This window comes from Burkholderia sp. Bp9140, from assembly GCF_003853425.1.
Classification (GTDB): domain Bacteria; phylum Pseudomonadota; class Gammaproteobacteria; order Burkholderiales; family Burkholderiaceae; genus Burkholderia.
In genome coordinates, this window is record NZ_QTPQ01000048.1 from 46,543 (window position 1) to 64,164 (window position 17,622).

Sequence of the window (17,622 nt, forward strand, 5' to 3'; positions counted from 1 at the left end):
CGTCACAAAAGAGTAATGACTCAAATGTACCATTGCGATCACATTTGAGTCGATGATGGATGTTGACGGGAAGGAACGGACGTGGAAGCACAAGACGCAATGGCCCAGGCGCGTAAGGTGGTATTCGTATGTTGCGATGGCCTGAGCCGGAGTTGGATTTCAGACGAGCGCACGCCGGGTCTCGCACGCATGAAGCGCGAGGGGGTCTGGTTTGACCGTCACCGGGCGGTGTTCCCGTCTGTCACGCGTGTGTCTGCCGCCACGATTGCCACGGGTTGCCTTCCGGTGCGCCACGGGCTGCACGGCAACCGGATGGGATTGTGTGAAGCAGGGCGCGTAGTGGTTCGGGACGTCGGCGCGCCGGACTTTCGTGAACACATGCGTCGAGCGACAGGGCAAACCCTCAAGATGCCGACACTCGCGCAGCGCGTCGCGCACCTGGGACGCGCTGTCGCATTTTCCAACGTGTCGCCTGGTGCCGCGTATTTTCTCGATCCGGAACACTTCGGATACGTTTATCACCGGGCCGGCTCGTATGGACCTGGTGGTGTCAGGGAAGCCGGTACGGCACACCTTGACGTGACGCATGATGTGGGCGGCGATCTTGCCATGACCCGTCGCTTCTGCAACGAAGTGCTGATGCAGCGAAAGCCACCCGTGGCGATGCTCTGGCTGGCCAATCCCGATCTCACGCTGCACGGCGCGCCACTAGGCGGTCCGGACCACCTGGCTGCGATGCGTAGCATCGACGGGTACGTGCAGATGGTTGTCCGGACTGTAGAGCGCCTGCGCGAGACAGGAGAAGACATTCTCTTGCTCGTCGGGTCGGATCACGGGCAGGAAACGATCGGCGAAACGGTCGATCTGGAAGCGCACCTGTCGTCCCGGGGATGTGAGCGTGAGCTCGCCCAGGGTGACATTGCCGTCGCGAGTCAGGGCACGGCCGCGCTGCTCTACGCGACCGGGCGCGCGCGAAGCAAACTTGAAAGCATGCTGGCCGAGCTCGCTGCGATGCCTTGGGCGGAAAGCGTCATATCGGGTGAGTCGCTCATCGATGTCGGCCTGCGTCACGACGAGGAAATCGTTGCGGCCATCAACATGGGCGTGATGAACGCGGCCAACGAGTTCGGCGTGCCGGGGCGCCGGTGGATCGCCGCGGAACCGGGGAAATCTCCCAGGGTCGGGGATGGCCAGCATGGCGGTTGGGGGGGAGAGGAGACGTCTCCGTTTCTCGTTGTCGACTATCCCGGGCTGGAGGCCGGGCCGGTGTCTGCGCGGACGCACCTGGCCGATATCGCGCCTACGGCGCTGACGTTTCTTGGCCTTCCTGTCGACGGTGTTGACGGGCGCTCGCTGATCGCAATGAACCGGGATGGTGCCATCGGGCTTGCGTCGTGCCTCGATTCTGCTGACGTTCAGCCAATTCTGGAAGGAAGCTGAAACGTTCAGGAAGTGGCTTTGTTGTGTTGACGTTCACCCATAGGTGGCCGTGCAAATTCGGACAGTCGTGAGCCAGCGAGAATGCTGGCAAAGGAACCGAACACATGACGAAGAGAACCCGACTGGCGCACTCAGCGGCGTTCAAAGCGAAGGTGACGCTGGCAGCGGTCAAAGGCGAGCGCACGCTGGCCGAACTGGCGCAGCAGTCCGATGTGCATCCGAACCCGATCACGGAATGGAAGCGACAGTTGCAGGAGCGTGCGGCAGACGTGTTCGGTGTGGCAGGCGCGCCATCGAGCGAGCCGCCGGTGGGCGTAAAAACGCTGCACGCGCAGATCGGACAGCCGACGCTGGAGAACGATTTTTTGCCAGGAGCGCTAGCCATGCCATGATTCCCCCTCTTGCTCCCATGAAATTGCCGTGCTAATTTTTCATGAAATTAACCGGCGGAAATTTCACGGGAGCCCGCATGTTCGTGCAGTCCGACCGTCACGTCGCAAGCTACTACGCCGGCACCTGCCCGGCGCCGATCCTGCTGCGTCCGGAACTGGACGAACGCATCGACGCCGACGTGCTGGTCGTCGGTGCGGGCTTCAGCGGGCTGCACACGGCGTTGCGCCTCGCGCTCGCGGGCAAGCGCGTGGTCGTGCTCGAGGCGAGCCGCGTCGCGTGGGCCGCATCGGGCCGCAACGGCGGACAGGCGCTGCTCGGCTGGTCGTGCGACATGCAGCCGCTCGAGGATTCGCTCGGCCGCGACGGCGCGCGCGTGCTGTGGGACAGCATGCGCTGGGCCGCGGCCGAAGTGCGCGAACTGCCGGCACGTCATGGTTTCGACATCGACTACCGGCCCGGCAGCCTGTGGGCCGCGGTGCGGCCGCGCCGCGTCGCGATGCTCACGCAGGCCCGTGACGAAGCCGCGGAGCGCTGGGGTTACGACCGGCTGCGCGTGATCGGGCAGGACGAAATGCCGGAATGGATCGGCAGCGCGCGCTATCTCGCCGCGCTCTACGATCCCGAGGCCGGCCATCTGAATCCGCTGAAACTCGCTCTCGGTCTCGCGCAGGCGATCGAACGGGCCGGCGGCCGCATCTTCGAGCAAAGCCGCGTGCTCGACTGCCGCGAGACGGCCGTCGGCCACGTCGCCCGCACCGCGCACGGCGAAGTGCGCGCGGACGTGCTGGTGCTCGCGTGCAACGCGTACGTCGACCGGCTCGATCCCGAGCTGTCGCGCCGGCTGCTGCCGGTCGGCACCTACCAGGTCGCGACCGCGCCGCTTGCGCCGGACGTCGCACGCTCGCTGCTGCCGCGGAACAGCTGCGTGATCGACAACCAGTTCGTGCCCGACTACTTTCGCCTGAGCCCCGACAACCGCCTGCTGTTCGGCGGCGGCTGCACGTATCTCGGCGGCATACCTGCCGACATCGCGGCGGTGACGCGCCCGCATCTCGAACGCGTGTTTCCGCAACTGAGCGGCGTGCCGCTCGACTACGCGTGGGGCGGCCACATCGACATCAGCATGCGACGCACGCCGGACATCGGCCGCCGCGGCCAGCGTTTCTGGCTGCAGGGCTTCTCGGGGCACGGCGTGCTGCCGACGCTCGCCGGCGCGCGCGCGGTCGCCGATGCCGTGCTCGGCGACGAGCGCCTGCTCGCGCAGTACCAGCGCATCCGCAACCCGCGCTTCCCCGGCGGCGACCGCATGGCCGCGCCGCTCGAAGCGATCGGCAAGGCCTGGTACCGTTTGCGCGATACCGTCTGACGCACCGGAATTCATCATGAACGAACAGGAAGAGATAGAAAGTCTGGCGATCCTGATCCGCGACCTGCGCAAGCATCGCAAGGTCACGCTCAACGATCTCGCGGAACGGATCGGCCGCTCGGTCGGCTTTCTGTCGCAGGTCGAACGCGGGCTGTCGCGCCCGACGGTCGCCGACCTGACCGCGATCGGCGAGGCGCTCGGCGTGCCGACCACGTATTTCTACAGCCTGAGCAAGCCCCGCAGCGTGCCGTGGGTCACGCGGCCCGACGAGCGGCGCACCGTGTATTACGCGGCCGGCATCACGGACATCCTCGTGTCGCCGAACATGCGTTCGCGCTTCTCGATCCTCGAGAGCCATCTCGCGCCCGGCGCGAGCAGCGGCGAGCGCTCCGTCGACGACAGCGACGAGCAGGGCGGCTTCGTGCTCGAAGGCGAGCTGACGATCTGGATCGACGGCGATGACACGCCCGTCACGCTCGGCCCGAACGACGCGTTCCAGTTGCCCGCGCACCAGCGGTTTCGTTACGCGAACCTGGGCGATGCGCCGACGCGCGTGATCTGGGTGTTCACCTGAGTTGTCGGCGGGGCGGCCTGACGGGCCGTCGCGCCGTGCTGCCGGTTTGCAGTACTGATCGACATCGGGCATGTGACGTGCCGCATGCCGATGAGTCCGGTTCGCCGCGACGCGGCACCGCCATACAAGACATGGAAAGGATGAGACATGGCTGACGTCGTTCCCGTGCTGGTCGATGAAGTCCGCGCATTCCGGCAGGCGCATCCCGAGATTCGTTATGTCGACCTGATCTGTCTCGACCTGCCGGGCCACTTCTACGGCAAGCGCTATCCGATCGATGCGCTCGAGAAGGTCGCGTCCGGCTCGCTGCTGAAGCTGCCGCAGAACTGCGTGCTGCTCGGCACGCAGGGCGGCCTCTACAGGATCGGCGATTACTGTTTCAACGACGGCGACCCCGACGCGCCGCGCCGCCTGATCCCCGGCACGCTGAAGCCGGTGCGCTGGGAGCGGCAGCCGCTCGCGCAGATGCTGATCAGTTCCGACGGCACCGATGCACCGATCGAGTTCGAGCCGCGCGAGGTGCTCGCGCGCGTGCTGCGGCGGTTCGCGGCGCGCGGCATCCGGCCGGTTGTCGCGTTCGAGCTCGAGTTCTACCTGTTTGCCGCGCAACTCGCGGAAGGGATGCCGCAGTATCCGCGCGATCGCCTGAGCGACGACCGCGACGACCAGCCGAACATGCACATCGAACGCCTGTCGCGGTTTTCCGACGTGCTGCACGAGATGGTCGAGGCCGCGTGCGAGCAGGGTGTCGACGCGACGGTGATCACGGCCGAGCTCGGGCCCGGCCAGTTCGAGATCAATTTCGGCCATACCGACGACGCGTTGCGCGCGGCCGACTGGTCGGCGCTGTTCTGCCGCAGCACGCGCGGCGTCGCATTGCAGCACGGCTATCGCGCGAGCTTCATGGGCAAGCCCTACCTGCATGCGCCGGGCAGCGGGATGCATGTGCACGTGAGCCTGTACGACGACGCGGGCCGCAACCTGCTCGCCGCGGACGGGCAACGGCCGCTGCGGCATGCGGTGGCCGGCTGCCTCGCGCTGCTGCCGCACTGCATGCCGGTGTTCGCGCCGAATCACAACGCGTTCCGCCGCTACGGATCGATGGTGAACGCCGCGAGCCGTGCAAGCTGGGGCTTCGAGGATCGCGATGCGTGCATCCGGATTCCGGAATCGGATGCGCGCAATCTGCGCATCGAGCATCGGCTCGCGAGCGCGGACGCGAACCCGTACCTGGTGCTCGCGGCGATCCTGGCCGGGATGGAGCATGGGCTCGACGCGCGGAGCGAGCCGATCGCGCCGCTCAACGACGATCGCGGCAGCGGGATCGATTTTCCGAAGGAGATGCTGTCGGCCGTCGCGGCGATGCAGGATCACGCGGCCGTGCGTGAAGGGCTCGGCAGCGAGTTCGTGATGGTGTACTGCGAGAACAAGCGGCAGGAGGAGCTGGATTTTCGCAACGAGATCGGCGCGCGGGAGTATCGGTGGTTTCTGTGATGGTGCGGCACCGGTGGTCCATTCGCGATGCGTCGCGCGGTTCGTCCGTGCCTTTTCGGGCAGATGTATTGCAGCACGGAAGGTGCCGCGCCGCGAAGCGACTCGCGGCACGGCACCCGAGCAGCGCTTACTCCCCGAGCTTCGCCGTCACGCACCCCGTGCTCGCGCATTCGCGCTCGCGTTCGCGCAGGAACGACAGGCGCGATTGCGTCGCGTCGATCGCGCACTGGAGGTTCACGAGGTAGCCGTCGTCGCGCGTTTCGCTGCAGCGGGCGTCGCGCTGCTTCATCCACGCGAGCTGGCCTGTCTTCAGCTTCGCCTGCTGGTCGCCGCTCAGCTGCTTGCGAACGCGCCCGTATTCGTCGTTCAGTTCGCGGTCGAGCTGCGAGAACTCGTTGCTGCTGCAGTACACCTGGTCGAACGCGCTGCGCGGTTTGCCACAGCCGGCCGCCTGCGCGGCGAACGGAACGGCAAGCGCGAGCAGCGCGCAGGATGCGAGCAGATTCTTCTTCTTCATGGGTGATGCTCCTCACTGGGTGAAAACCGTTGAAACCGACCGGCGCCAGTCTTTACCTGGCCGCCGTACACGCATCGATCCCGCCCGCGATCGCGGTGGCGAGACGCTGGATCGTCTCGCGCTGCGCGAGCCGCTTTTCCTCGTCGGGATTGACGATCACGCCGGCTTCGACCAGCACGGCCGGAATCGGCGCGGTGCGCAGCACGACGAGATCGTCGAAGCGGTGGATGCCGAGTTGCGGATCGATCAGCGGACGGTTCTCGCCCTTGATCGGCTGCGCGTGATACAGCGACGGCCGTTCGCCGGCCGCGACCAGCCGCTCGGCGATCGACTGCGCGCAACGCAGGCTTTCCGTGTAGTGCGGATTGCGCGCCGACACGAACACGGCGAAACCGCGGAATTCGCGTTGCCGGCCCGCGTCGATGAACTGCTGCTGCATCGAATCGTGATGGATCGACACGAACAGGTTCGCGTCGGGCGCCTGCGTCGAGCGCTGGTCGAGCGCGATCTCGCGACCGTCGGCCGACGTGCGCAGCACGCGATCGCCACGTGCGACGAGCTGTTCGGAAACCGCGGTGGACAGGTCGAGGTTGTACCGGTATTCGACGCGGCCGCTTGCGCCGGTTGAACCCGGATGAGCCGGCGTATGGCCGGTGTCGACGACGATGTAGCGGCCCGAGGCCGGTTGCGCATCAGGACTTGCGGCATCGGCCGCATGCAGCGCCGGCGGCGCGCCGAGTAGCGGCGCGCACGCGAGCAGACGCACGGCGGCGCGCGCGAACGGGCGAAGGCGTCGAACGGTTCGGTTTGTCATTGTTGTTGTCGAGGAGGGCATACGGCGCGTCACATGGCGCGGCACCGTCGGCCTGCTCAATGCAGTCGGAATGTCGCGCGATTATAGCCGTTGCCGGCGGCGCCGCAATGACGAATTGAACGCCGCCGCACGCGCCGGAAACCGGCACTCACGCGAGCACGCGCCGGGCCGCGAGCATGCCCCAGTACGACGCTTCCTCGAACAGAGACAGTCCTGACAGATCCGCATGCGCGAACACGACGGGGCCGTCGGCCTCGCGCAGCGCGAGCAGCCCCGGCCGGCTCAGGAAGCCGACGTCGGGCGTCGCCATCGCGTGGCCGCGCACGGTGATCTCGAGCGCGGTCGCATGCTTCCACAGCTCGCGTCCGTACACGGCCTGCAGGTCGATCGCCGCCTGCTCGCGCAGCGCGTCGGGCTTCGCCTGCGCGAGCCAGCGGCGCGTATCGTCCGGCGCGTGCGTGCTCAACGCCTGGTAGGCGGAGAACACCGAGCGCGTCGGCGGCGACATCCGGATCAGCTGATGCGTCGACACGACATAGCCGAGCCCCGCGCCGTCATAGACGACGTTGTCCCACGCGAGCGGCACGCCGGCTTCCTCGGCCGGCATGCCGTCGAGCAGGAAGTTGGACACGAGCCACGGCGCACGCGGCGGCAGGTCGCGCGCGGGATCGAAGCCGTACGCGTGAAGCTGCGGAAACACGCGCGCCGCGACGAACAGCGGCATCGCGCTCACGACGCGCCGCGCCTTCAGCGTGAAGGTCGACAGCGTACCGTCGTCGGCGACGCGCGCGCACAGCACGTCGACGCTGCCCGCGCGCTCGTTCGCGCGAACGGCGAAGCCGTCCCGTGACCATGCGTTCGAACCGGTGCGCGCGGTGATCGAATCGCTCAGCTTCGTCACCATCGCATGCAGCCCGTCGGGCCAGGTCAGCACCGCGCCGTCACCCGCATTGCGCGCATGGCCGCCGCGCGACGAGAAGTAGTGCAGGCCGGCCCACGCAGACACATGCTCGTAGCCCGCGCCGTAGTCGTCGCGGCAGCAGTAGTCCAGGTACCAGTGCAGCGCGGTCGCGGTGTAACCCTCATCGAGCAGCCACTGCTTGAACGAGCGCCGGTCGAGCGCGCGCCAGCGCGGGTCGCGCGACGATTCCGCGATCGGGATGCAGAACACCTTGCGGCCGTCCGCGCCGCGCGCGGTGCGCAGGTTGTCGGTGTACGCGAAGAAGCGCGTTTGCTGCGCGAGCGCGTCGGCGTCGAGGCCGGCGGTCGGCACGATGCCGTCCTGCCACTGGCCGCCGATGAACAGCCGTTCGTCGGGCGCGTGCACGAGTGCGCGCTCGTCGTACACGGGTTGCGCGGAAAACGGTGCCGACTCGATCACGCCGAGATCGGCGAGCATGTCGCGCAGGTGCGCGGATTCGAGCGACGGCAGCGGCAGGTAGTGCGCGCCCTTCGGATAGCCGAGCTCGCCGAAGCGGCCGCCGGCCGCATTGCCGCCGAATTCGGGGCCGGCGAGCACGACGAAGCGTTGATGGCCGGCGCGCGCGAGCTGCCACGCGCACGACAACCCGGCCGCGCCGGCGCCGAGGATTGCGACGTCGGTCTCGATCGTGCCGGACGGCGGCGGCAGCGCGGCGTGGTCGCGCAGCGCATGGCCTTCGCGCATGCCGGGGTAGCCGACGTGCGGCGTCGTCTCGATCCAGCCGGTGCGGCCGCACGCGGCGAGCGACGTGGCCGCGGACGCGACGAGGAAGGTGCGGCGATCCATCAGCGCAGCACGTGCTTCCAGTCGTCGTCGAAGCGGCGCACGAGCGGCTGGTCGTTGAGTTCGTTCGGCGACATCGGCAGCGCCGGCATGTCGGCCGGGAAGTGGAACATCTCGGCGGCCGTCTGCGTGTCGAGCCAGCGCGCCGGCACCGAGTAATGCGTCGGCACGGTGAAGTCGCGGCGCTTGCCCGCGATCACGAACCCCCAGTCGCCGAACGACGGCACGTAGCAGTGGTACGGCCAGGTGTTGAGCCCGGCTTCGTGCAGCGTCGCGATGATGGTCCAGTACGCGTGCGGCGCGAAATACGGTGACGTCGACTGGATCACCGCATAGCCGTTCTCCGACAGGTGGCGCGCCAGCAGCCGGAACACCGGCACCGAATACAGCCGGCCGAGCCCGAAGTTGGTCGGATCGGGGAAGTCGACGACGATTGCGTCGTACACGTCGGCGTTCGATTCGAGCCAGCGCACCGCGTCGGCGTTGATCACGTGCACGCGCGGGTCCTTCAGCGCGCCCTGGTTCAGCTTCACGAGCGGCGCCGAGGTCGAGAACAGCTTCGTCATCGCGGGGTCGAGATCGACGAGCGTGATCTGCTCGAGGTTGCGGTGCTTGAGCAGTTCGCGCACCGCGAGGCCGTCGCCGCCGCCGAGCACGAGCACGCGCCTTGCCCACGGCAGCGCTTCGATCGTCGGATGGATCAGCGCCTCGTGATAGCGGTGCTCGTCGCGCGACGAGAATTGCAGGTTGCCGTTCAGGTACAGCCGCATGTCGTCGTGCCACTGCGTGAGCACGATGCGCTGGTACGGCGTCGTTTCGGAATAGATCGTCTCGTCGCCGTACACGCCGTGTTCGGCCCAGTGCGTGATGCGGTCCGACAGCGCGAAGCCGGCGACGAGCAGCCCGATCACGAGCGATGCGCGCATCAGCTTGCCGCGCACGTTGCGGATCTCGTCGCGGAACAGGTGCGTGGTCCACAGCGCGACGAGCGCGTTCAGCAGCCCGAACAGGAAGCTCGTGCGCAGCAGGCCGAGACGCGGCGCGAGCACGAGCGGGAAGACCAGCGAGACGGCGAGCGAGCCGAGATAGTCGAAGGTCAGCACCTCGCTGACGGTATGGCGGAACGCCTGGCGGCGCTGCTGGAACGCGCGCATCACGAGCGGGATCTCCATCCCGATCAGCAGGCCGAGCGCGAGCACGAGCGCGTAGAGCGCCGCGCGGAACGGTGCGGCCAGCCACGCGAACACCGCGAACAGCAGCGCGGCCGACACGCCGCCGAGCAGGCCGACGAGCAGCTCGATGTCGACGAAGCGGTCGAGCACGTCGTCGTCCTCGACGAACTTCGCGAGCCACGAGCCGATCCCCATCGCGAACAGGTAGCAGCCGATCACCGACGAGAACTGCAGGATCGAATCGCCGAGCAGGTAGCTCGACAGCGCGCTGCTGATCAGTTCATAGCCGAGCCCGCACGACGCGAGCACGAGGATCGACAGGACGAGCGCGCGCTTATGCAGCATGGCGCGTCCGTTGTGCAGTGTTCGTCAATGTGGATATACTGGCGCGGATTTTCGAGCGGCGGCCCTGCGTGGGCCGATCGGCGACGGGGCGGCGAATCGAGCACGGAATCCGAGGAAAAGAATGAATAGTGCCTATTTTTATGCGGTTCATTTACTGTCGGCGTTCGTGCTGCTTTTCGTGTTCGCGGCAGTGTACCTGAAGGTCACCCCGTTCGACGAACTGGCACTGATCCGCGACGGCAACGCGGCCGCGACGCTGTCGTTCGGCGGCGCGCTGGTCGGCTTCTGCCTGACGCTCGCCTCCAGCATCGCGCACAACTCGACGCTCGGCGAAGTCGTGCTGTGGGCCGTTGGCGCGATGGCCGTGCAGCTCGTCACCTATGCGGTGCTGACCCGCCTGATTCCCGGCATGAATCATGCGATCGAGGATCGCAACGTCGCGATGGGCGGCCTGATGGGCGCCGCGTCGCTCGTCGTCGGCATCATCAATGCCGCCTGCCTGACCTGACGCGCCACGCGCTCGAGGAGACCGACATGAGTCTGGGTTCGTTTATCCGCAAGCAGTTCATCGACGTCCTGCAATGGACGGAAGACACCGACGGCGTGCTGGCCTGGCGCTATCCGATGGAAGACCAGGAGATCCAGTACGGCGGCCAGCTGACCGTGCGCGAAACGCAGGTCGCGGTCTTCGTCAACGAAGGCAAGGTCGCAGACGTGTTCCAGCCCGGGCTGTACAAGCTGGAAACGCGCACGCTGCCGGTGCTCACGTACCTGAAGAACTGGGACAAGTTCTTTCAATCGCCTTTCAAGTCGGACGTCTACTTCTTCAGCACGCGGCTGCAGCTCGGCCGGCGCTGGGGCACCGCGCAGCCGGTGACGATCCGCGATCGCGAATTCGGCTTCGTGCAGCTGCGCGCGTTCGGCATCTACTCGTACCGGATCGTCGATGCGGCCGCGTTCCACCGCGAGGTGAGCGGCACGCGCGCGCAGTACACGGTCGACGATCTCGAACAGCAGCTGCGCAACCTGGTCGTCACCGCGATGAGCACGACGTTCGGCTCGGCCGACGTGCCGTTCGTCGACATGGCCGCGAACCAGACGCTGTTGTCGCAACGCGTCGCCGAGGCGCTGGTGCCGGTGTTTACGCGCTACGGCCTCGCGCTCGATGCGTTCGCGGTCGAGAGCGTGTCGCTGCCGGCCGAGCTGCAGAAGGCGCTCGACCTGCGGATCGGCGCGGGGATGGCGGGCGATCTCGCCCGCGCGACGCAATACCAGACCGCGCAGGCGATCCCGCTGGCCGCGCAGAACCCGGGCGGCATCGCGGGCGTCGGCGCGGGCCTCGCGGCCGGCGTGGCGATCGGGCAGGCGATGGCCGGCCAGATCGCGGGCGCCGCGCAACCGGCGCCGCCCGCACCGCCTGCGCCCGTCGCGGCACCGGTCGCCGCCGCGCAACCGGCCGCACCGGCCGACGGGACCGATTACGTGCAGCGCCTCGAACAGCTGAAGGCACTGCTCGACAAGGGTCTCGTGACCGAGGAAGACTATTCGCGCGCGAAGGCGGAAATCCTCGCGAAGCTCACCCGGTAAGCGTCGCGCATGTTCAGTACTTCGTGCCCCCAGTGCGGCGCGCCGGTCGAGTTTCGCTCGGCGGCGGCGGTGATGGCCGTCTGCGCGTTCTGCCGCAGCACGCTGCTCAAGCGCGGCGCCGACGTCGAACGCATCGGCGAGCTCGCCACGGTGCTCGACGACGCGTCGCCGATCCAGATCGGCACGGCCGGACGCTACGGCAAGCGCACGTTCACCGTGCTCGGTCGCATCCAGATGACCTACGACGCCGGCACGTGGTGCGAGTGGTACATCGTGTTCGACGATGGCGCGTTCGGCTGGCTGTCGGATGCGTCGGGCCAGTACGCGGTCACCGTGCGCGAGCCCGACGATGCGTCCGGCGGCGCGTGGCCCGCGTTCGGCACGCTCGAACCGGGCATGCGGATCGATCACGGCGGCCGCGCGTACCTGGTGTCCGACGTGCGCACCGCGCGCTGCACGGGCGGCGACGGCGAGTTGCCGTTCCGGGTCGATGCGGGCTGGGAAGCGCGCGTCGTCGACCTGCGCACCGGCAGCGCGTTCGCGACCTACGACTATTCCGACGCCGATGCGAACGGCGGGAGCCCCGCCGTCTATACGGGCGAGGCACTGGAGTTCGACGCGCTCGCGTTCACCGGGCTGCGCGATGCCGACACCGATACGCGCGAGAAACGCGGCGCGGCGATGGTGCCGTTCGCGTGCCCGAGCTGCGGCGCGCCGCTGTCGTATGCGCCGAACGTGGCCGACTACGTCGTGTGCGGCAGTTGTCATGCGGGCGTGCAGTGCACGGCCGAGCAGCAGACCGTGTTCGCCGCGCAGCGCAAGCTCGATGCGGTGAAGGGCGCGCTGGAGCTCGGTGCGACCGGTACGTTCGACGGCGTGAAGTACACGGTGATCGGCATGATGCGCTGCCGCGTGCCGGGCGACGACGAGACATGGGACGAATACCTGCTGCTGAACCCGAAGCGCGGCTTCCTGTGGCTCGTGCAGAGCGAAGGGCGCTGGGAGCGTGTGCAGGTGCTCGATCACTGGCCGGCGATCGGCAGCGAGTCCGACGTGACCGAAGGCGGCAAGACTTATCGACTGCGTGAGACGTACGACTCGGAAGTCGTGTACGTGGTCGGCGCGTTCAACTGGCGCGTGCAGGTCGGCGACCGCACGTCGATCGTCGACTACGGCTGGCAGAAGGACAAGCTCACGCGCGAGCGCAGCATCGCGGAAATCGTCTGGTCGCGTGCGCGACCGTTGTCGGCCAGCGCGCTGGCCGAACGCTTCGGCACACCGGCGCTCGCGTCGGCGGCGGTTGCGCCCGCAACGGGTTCGGCCGGGAAGTCGACGGGCCTGTTCGACGCGAAGTACCCGCACAGCTTCGCGCCGCTGCCGATCGTGTTCAGCGCGCTGCTCGTGATCTTCAACATGGGCGCGCTGTTCTCGTTCAGCAGCCGCTCCGTCTACGTGCTGATCGGCCTGCTCGTGCTGTGGCTGCCTGAATGGCTGTGGAAGGGCTTCGCATCGGATGGGGGCAACGCCTGATGCGGCACATTCTCTACGGACTCTACGGGCTGATCGTCGTCACGTTGTTCAGCTGCACGTCGCTGGGCGGCAGCGGGTCGGGCGGCAGCGGGTGGGGCAGTTCGTCGGCCCGCAGCGGCTACTCGTCGTACGGGTCGCACAAATGACGGCGCGCGACGGGATCGCACCGCCGCGTGCGACGTTGGGCTCGCACGTGCTGGCCGATCTCGCCGGCATCGACGCGGCGCTGCTGCGCGATGCCGCGCGGCTCGAGGCGGTGCTCACCGACGCCGCGCAGCGGGCGGGTGCGCGCGTGATCGGCGCGCATTTCCATCATTTCGGCGGCGAGCATGGCGTGACGGGCGTCGTGCTGCTCGCGGAGTCGCACATCACGATCCATACGTGGCCCGAGCACGGTTTCGCGGCCGTCGACGCATTCATGTGCGGCGCCGCGCGTGCGGCCGATGCGGTCGATGCAATCGCCGCCGCGCTCGGCACGCTCGCGCAGGTCCGGCAGCAGGTGGCGCGCGGGGGCGCGTGAGCGACGCTCAGTGCGGCCACGCCTCGGCTTCGGCCCAGCGCTTGAACGAGTCGAGACGCCGGCGCGTGTGCACGAGATAGAACGCGCCGATCAGCGGTTCGAGCAGCCAGCGCAGCCACGCCGGCTGCGCGCGGAAGTGGTACGTGAACTTCACTTCGGTCGTGCCCGGGGTGCGCTCGGTGAAATTCCAGCTCCCGCTGAAGCGTTCGAGCACCTTCGGCCCGTCGACCATTTCGACGGCCGCGACCTGCGGCGGGCGATACGAGATGTAGCGCGACACCATCGTCGCGCCCGACTGGCTGCGGCAGAACGCATCGACGCCGACGTCGGCCGTCATCCCGTCGAGCAGATACGCGTCGACGAGGAACATGTCCCACACGAGCCGCCGCGCATAGTCCTGCGACCAGGTGAAGAGGCGTCTGCGATCGACGCCGACGATCCGGCTGACTGAGACCATCATGATGGCGGGCGCAACGGCGCGGAACAGGATGAAATCGAGTGTAACCCGCCGGCGCCGCGCATTTCTTTAGACTTCGTCAAGTCGAGCGCATGCTCGATTGACCTTCCACGGGAATTCCCCTACGATCGATTCCGTGCCTTCGGGACAGACCCGAAGCGTTTCAATCTCTTGAGGGAGCCTCATGAGTACGCAACAGAACCGGCGCTTCGACGCGCTCGTTTTCATTGGTCGTTTCCAGCCTCCGCATCGTGGTCACCTGAACGTGCTGAAGTCGGCACTGAGCCGGGCCGAGCGCGTGTGCGTGCTGATCGGGTCGACCGACAAGCCCCGCACCATCAAGGATCCGTTCTCGTTCGACGAGCGCCGCCAGATGCTGGCTTCGCTGCTCGATGCGTCCGAGCGCGAGCGCGTGACGGTCGCGTCCGTGCAGGATTCGACGTACAACGACGGCGACTGGGTGCGCTGGGTGCAGGATGCCGTGGCCGGCGCGCTCGGCGACGTCGCGCAGCGCAAGGTCGGGCTGATCGGCCACGAGAAGGACGCCACGTCGTATTACCTGCGGATGTTCCCGCAATGGGAGCTCGTCGACGTCGATGCGACCGAAGACATTTCCGCAACCGAAATCCGCGACCAGTATTTCGCCGAACGCACCAACAGCTTCGTGCAATGGGCGGTGCCGGAACCCGTATTCGGCTGGCTCGAGCGTTTCCGCACGCAGCCGGAATTCGCGCAGCTGAAGGCCGAGGCGGAATTCATTGCAGGCTATCGCAAGGCATGGTCGGCCGCACCGTATCCGGTCACCTTCGTGACGGTCGACGCGGTGGTCGTGCACTCGGGCCATATCCTGCTCGTGCGCCGGCGCAGCGAACCGGGCCGCGGCCTGTGGGCGTTGCCGGGCGGATTCGTGAACCAGGACGAACGGCTCGACGCGGCGTGCATCCGCGAACTGCGCGAGGAGACCGGCCTGAAGCTGCCGGAGCCCGTGCTGCGCGGCTCGATCAAGGATCGCCAGGTGTTCGATCATCCGACCCGCTCGCTGCGCGGCCGCACGATCACGCACGCGTGCCTGTTCAACTTCCCGACCGGCGAGCTGCCGCGCGTGAAGGGCAGCGATGACGCCGACAAGGCGCGCTGGGTGCCGCTCAACGAATTCGCGCAGATGCGCAACGTGATGTTCGAGGATCACTTCGAGATCGCGTATCACTTCCTGGGGAAACTGTGATCCGCTGATTCCCCGGATTCCGGTCCGCCGCGACAGACGCGGCGGCACTTCAACGGCCTAGAGGAGCTCTAGCCATGCAACACGATCCCGGCGGCTTTGCCGCGGTTCTCGCCAATCCGATCCTCAACACGGATTCGTACAAGGCTTCCCACTTCCTGCAATATCCGCCCGACGCGCAGGCGATGTTCTCGTACGTCGAATCGCGCGGCGGCCGCTACGACCGCACGCTGTTCTTCGGCCTGCAGATGCTGCTGAAGGAATATCTGTGCCGGCCCGTCACGCACGCGATGATCGACGACGCGCGCGATTTCTTCGCGGTGCACGGCGAGCCGTTCAACGAGGACGGATGGCGTCATATCGTCGAGCATTACGACGGCTATCTGCCCGTGAGGATCCGCGCGGTGCCCGAGGGTTCGATCGTGCCCGTGCACAACGTGCTGATGACCGTCGAGTGCGACGATCCGAAGGTGTTCTGGCTCGCGTCGTATCTGGAGACGATGCTGTTGCGCGTGTGGTATCCGGTGACGGTCGCGACGCGCAGCTGGCACCTGCGGCAGACGATCCGCCGCTTTCTCGAGAAGACCGATGACGATCTCGCGCAGTTGCCGTTCAAGCTGCACGACTTCGGCGCGCGCGGCGTATCGAGCGCGGAATCGGCCGCGATCGGCGGCGCGGCGCACCTCGTGAGCTTCATGGGTTCGGACACGGTGCTGGGCGTGCTGGCCGCGAACCGCTTCTATCGCGAGCCGATGGCCGCGTATTCGGTGCCGGCGGCCGAGCACAGCACGATCACGTCGTGGGGGCGCGAGCGCGAAGCCGATGCATACCGGAACATGATCGCCCGCTTCGGGCTGCCGGGTGCGATCGTGTCGGTCGTGTCGGACTCCTACGATCTGTTCGCCGCACTTGAAATGTGGGGCGGCCCGCTGCGCCAGGCGGTGATCGACTCGGGCGCGACGCTCGTCGTGCGTCCCGATTCGGGCGACCCGGTGACGATCGTGCTGCAGACCGTGCGCGCGCTCGACGCATCGTTCGGTGCGACCGTGAACGGCAAGGGGCGGCGCGTGCTGAATCGTGTGCGCGTGATCCAGGGCGACGGCGTCGACGAGGAGTCGATCGGGGCGATCCTTGCCGCGCTCGACGACGCGGGCTATGCGGCCGGCAACGTCGTGTTCGGGATGGGCGGCGCGCTGCTGCAGCAGGTGAATCGCGATACGCAGCGCTTCGCGATGAAGTGCTCGGCGATCCGGCGCGATGGCGTGTGGCACGACGTCCGCAAGGATCCGGTCACCGATCAGGGCAAGCGCTCGAAGAAGGGCCGGCTGACGTTGCTGCGCAATCGCCGCACCGGCGAGTACCGGACGGTGACGCTGCCGGTCGCGTGGGACGATCGTGCGCTGGAAGGCGAGTGGGACGATGCGCTCGAAACCGTGTTCGATACCGGGCGGATGCTGGTCGATACAACATTCGCCGAGATACGGGCGAGGGCGCACGCGGCGGAGGCGTGAGGGCGGCGGCGGGGTGGTCATTCACCCCGCCGCTTTCGGTGCTCATCGTTCGTCGGCCAGTGTGCGGCCGCTGCGTTCCGCCGCACGCGCCGCGTCCATCGCCCGCGCGAGCGCATCGAATACCGCCGGCCCCTTGCAGCGGGACACGTTGAAGCGCATGAACGACGTCGCGCAGTGCGATGCGCTGAACACATCGCCCGGCGCGAGCACCACATCGTGATCGAGCGCATGGCGCGCAACGCGCGCGGCATCGAGCCCGTCGGGCAGCTCGGCCCACACGAACAGGCCGCCGCGCGGTTCCGTCCAGATCCCGAGCCCGGCGCGCGCGAGCCGCCGGATCGTTTCGCCCATCGCATCGGCCAGTTGCGCACGCAGGCTGTCAAGATGGCGCCGGTACGTGCCGTCGACCAGCAGCCGATGCACGACGTTCGCGCCGATCTGCGCATTGCCGAACGACGTCGCGAGCTTCAGGTCGACGAGCGCATCGATCCACTCGGGGCGCGCGGCGACATAGCCGCAGCGGATCGCGGCCGACAGCGTCTTCGAGAAACTGCCGATCGATACCACGCGCGACAACCCGTCGAATGCCGCAAGGCGCGGGGCGGGCGTGCTCTCGAAATCCGCGAAGATGTCGTCCTCGACGATCAGCAGGCCGTGCTCGGCCGCGAGCGTCAACAGCCGGTGCGCGACCGGCGGTGCGAGCGTCGCGCCGGTCGGGTTGTGCAGCGCCGAGTTGGTGATGTAGAGCCGCGGCCGGTGTTCGGCGAGCACCTGCTCGAAGCGCGCGAGATCGGGGCCGTTCGGCGTGTACGGCACGCTGACGATCCGCGCGCGATGCGCGCGCAGCAGTGCCTGGAAATTGAAGTAGCACGGATCGTCAAGGACGACGGTGTCGCCCGGCTCCAGCAGCAGCCG

Annotated in this window: 17 protein-coding genes and 1 pseudogene; 12 read left to right on the forward strand and 6 right to left on the reverse strand. The window is 67.6% G+C overall.

Annotation, left to right across the window (positions count from 1 at the left end; all coding sequences use genetic code 11):
- The first annotated feature begins 81 nt into the window (after positions 1-81).
- The 5 genes and pseudogenes from DIE21_RS31535 (at position 82) to DIE21_RS31555 (ending at position 5,267) form a co-directional block, all read left to right on the forward strand.
- Positions 82-1,440, forward strand: coding sequence for an alkaline phosphatase family protein (locus tag DIE21_RS31535; RefSeq protein WP_124501345.1), 1,359 nt, complete (start codon positions 82-84; stop codon positions 1,438-1,440).
- A gap of 104 nt (positions 1,441-1,544) precedes the next feature.
- Positions 1,545-1,805 (forward strand): annotated as a pseudogene (locus tag DIE21_RS31540) (transposase); the annotation flags it as partial.
- A gap of 104 nt (positions 1,806-1,909) precedes the next feature.
- Positions 1,910-3,199: an FAD-binding oxidoreductase gene (locus DIE21_RS31545; protein ID WP_124501347.1), complete on the forward strand. Its 1,290-nt coding sequence runs from the start codon at positions 1,910-1,912 to the stop codon at positions 3,197-3,199.
- A gap of 16 nt (positions 3,200-3,215) precedes the next feature.
- Positions 3,216-3,773: a helix-turn-helix domain-containing protein gene (locus DIE21_RS31550; protein ID WP_124501348.1), complete on the forward strand. Its 558-nt coding sequence runs from the start codon at positions 3,216-3,218 to the stop codon at positions 3,771-3,773.
- Between the two features lie 147 nt (positions 3,774-3,920).
- Positions 3,921-5,267 (forward strand): glutamine synthetase family protein, encoded by a 1,347-nt coding sequence (locus DIE21_RS31555; protein ID WP_124501349.1) that lies wholly within the window; start codon positions 3,921-3,923, stop codon positions 5,265-5,267.
- A 127-nt stretch (positions 5,268-5,394) separates the two neighbouring features.
- On the opposite strand, the gene DIE21_RS31560 is transcribed toward DIE21_RS31555, so the two are convergent.
- From DIE21_RS31560 to DIE21_RS31575, 4 genes are all read right to left on the reverse strand, one after another.
- The gene (locus tag DIE21_RS31560) at positions 5,395-5,784 is read right to left on the reverse strand and encodes a lysozyme inhibitor LprI family protein (protein WP_124501350.1); all 390 of its coding nucleotides are present in this window, start codon (positions 5,782-5,784) and stop codon (positions 5,395-5,397) included.
- A 52-nt stretch (positions 5,785-5,836) separates the two neighbouring features.
- Positions 5,837-6,598 carry an N-acetylmuramoyl-L-alanine amidase gene (locus tag DIE21_RS31565; RefSeq protein WP_124501351.1) on the reverse strand — a complete coding sequence of 254 codons (762 nt, stop codon included), beginning with the start codon at positions 6,596-6,598 and terminating at the stop codon, positions 5,837-5,839.
- 148 nt (positions 6,599-6,746) lie between these two features.
- Positions 6,747-8,366 carry an FAD-dependent oxidoreductase gene (locus tag DIE21_RS31570; protein ID WP_124501352.1) on the reverse strand — a complete coding sequence of 540 codons (1,620 nt, stop codon included), beginning with the start codon at positions 8,364-8,366 and terminating at the stop codon, positions 6,747-6,749.
- Positions 8,366-9,880, reverse strand: coding sequence for a polyamine aminopropyltransferase (locus DIE21_RS31575; RefSeq protein ID WP_124501353.1), 1,515 nt, complete (start codon positions 9,878-9,880; stop codon positions 8,366-8,368). The genes DIE21_RS31570 and DIE21_RS31575 overlap by 1 nt, the downstream gene beginning before the upstream one ends.
- Before the next feature lie 121 nt (positions 9,881-10,001).
- On the opposite strand from DIE21_RS31575, the gene DIE21_RS31580 reads away from it, so the two are divergent.
- From DIE21_RS31580 to speD, 5 genes are read left to right on the forward strand one after another with little or no spacing between them, the layout of a single operon-like run.
- Complete coding sequence (locus tag DIE21_RS31580) at positions 10,002-10,388, forward strand: DUF350 domain-containing protein (protein WP_124501354.1); 387 nt, start codon at positions 10,002-10,004, stop codon at positions 10,386-10,388.
- Positions 10,389-10,414: 26 nt separating this feature from the next.
- Positions 10,415-11,467: an SPFH domain-containing protein gene (locus DIE21_RS31585; protein WP_124501355.1), complete on the forward strand. Its 1,053-nt coding sequence runs from the start codon at positions 10,415-10,417 to the stop codon at positions 11,465-11,467.
- Between the two features lie 9 nt (positions 11,468-11,476).
- On the forward strand, positions 11,477-12,997 hold the full coding sequence (locus tag DIE21_RS31590) for a DUF4178 domain-containing protein (protein WP_124501356.1): 1,521 nt from the start codon (positions 11,477-11,479) through the stop codon (positions 12,995-12,997).
- Complete coding sequence (locus DIE21_RS37405) at positions 12,997-13,143, forward strand: hypothetical protein (RefSeq protein WP_185640554.1); 147 nt, start codon at positions 12,997-12,999, stop codon at positions 13,141-13,143. Before DIE21_RS31590 ends, DIE21_RS37405 begins: the two co-directional genes overlap by 1 nt.
- Positions 13,140-13,517 carry an adenosylmethionine decarboxylase gene (gene speD, locus DIE21_RS31595; RefSeq protein ID WP_124501357.1) on the forward strand — a complete coding sequence of 126 codons (378 nt, stop codon included), beginning with the start codon at positions 13,140-13,142 and terminating at the stop codon, positions 13,515-13,517. The genes DIE21_RS37405 and speD overlap by 4 nt, the downstream gene beginning before the upstream one ends.
- A gap of 7 nt (positions 13,518-13,524) precedes the next feature.
- On the opposite strand, the gene DIE21_RS31600 is transcribed toward speD, so the two are convergent.
- On the reverse strand, positions 13,525-13,977 hold the full coding sequence (locus DIE21_RS31600; RefSeq protein WP_124501358.1) for an SRPBCC family protein: 453 nt from the start codon (positions 13,975-13,977) through the stop codon (positions 13,525-13,527).
- Between the two features lie 181 nt (positions 13,978-14,158).
- Between DIE21_RS31600 and DIE21_RS31605 the strand changes: the two genes are divergently transcribed.
- Together DIE21_RS31605 and DIE21_RS31610 are read left to right on the forward strand one after the other, a co-directional pair.
- Positions 14,159-15,199 (forward strand): bifunctional nicotinamide-nucleotide adenylyltransferase/Nudix hydroxylase, encoded by a 1,041-nt coding sequence (locus DIE21_RS31605; RefSeq protein WP_124501359.1) that lies wholly within the window; start codon positions 14,159-14,161, stop codon positions 15,197-15,199.
- A gap of 74 nt (positions 15,200-15,273) precedes the next feature.
- Positions 15,274-16,707 (forward strand): nicotinate phosphoribosyltransferase, encoded by a 1,434-nt coding sequence (locus DIE21_RS31610; protein WP_124501360.1) that lies wholly within the window; start codon positions 15,274-15,276, stop codon positions 16,705-16,707.
- A 42-nt stretch (positions 16,708-16,749) separates the two neighbouring features.
- Here the strand turns inward: DIE21_RS31610 and DIE21_RS31615 are convergent.
- On the reverse strand, positions 16,750-17,622 hold an 873-nt coding region (locus tag DIE21_RS31615), incomplete at its 5' end, for a PLP-dependent aminotransferase family protein (RefSeq protein WP_148092767.1).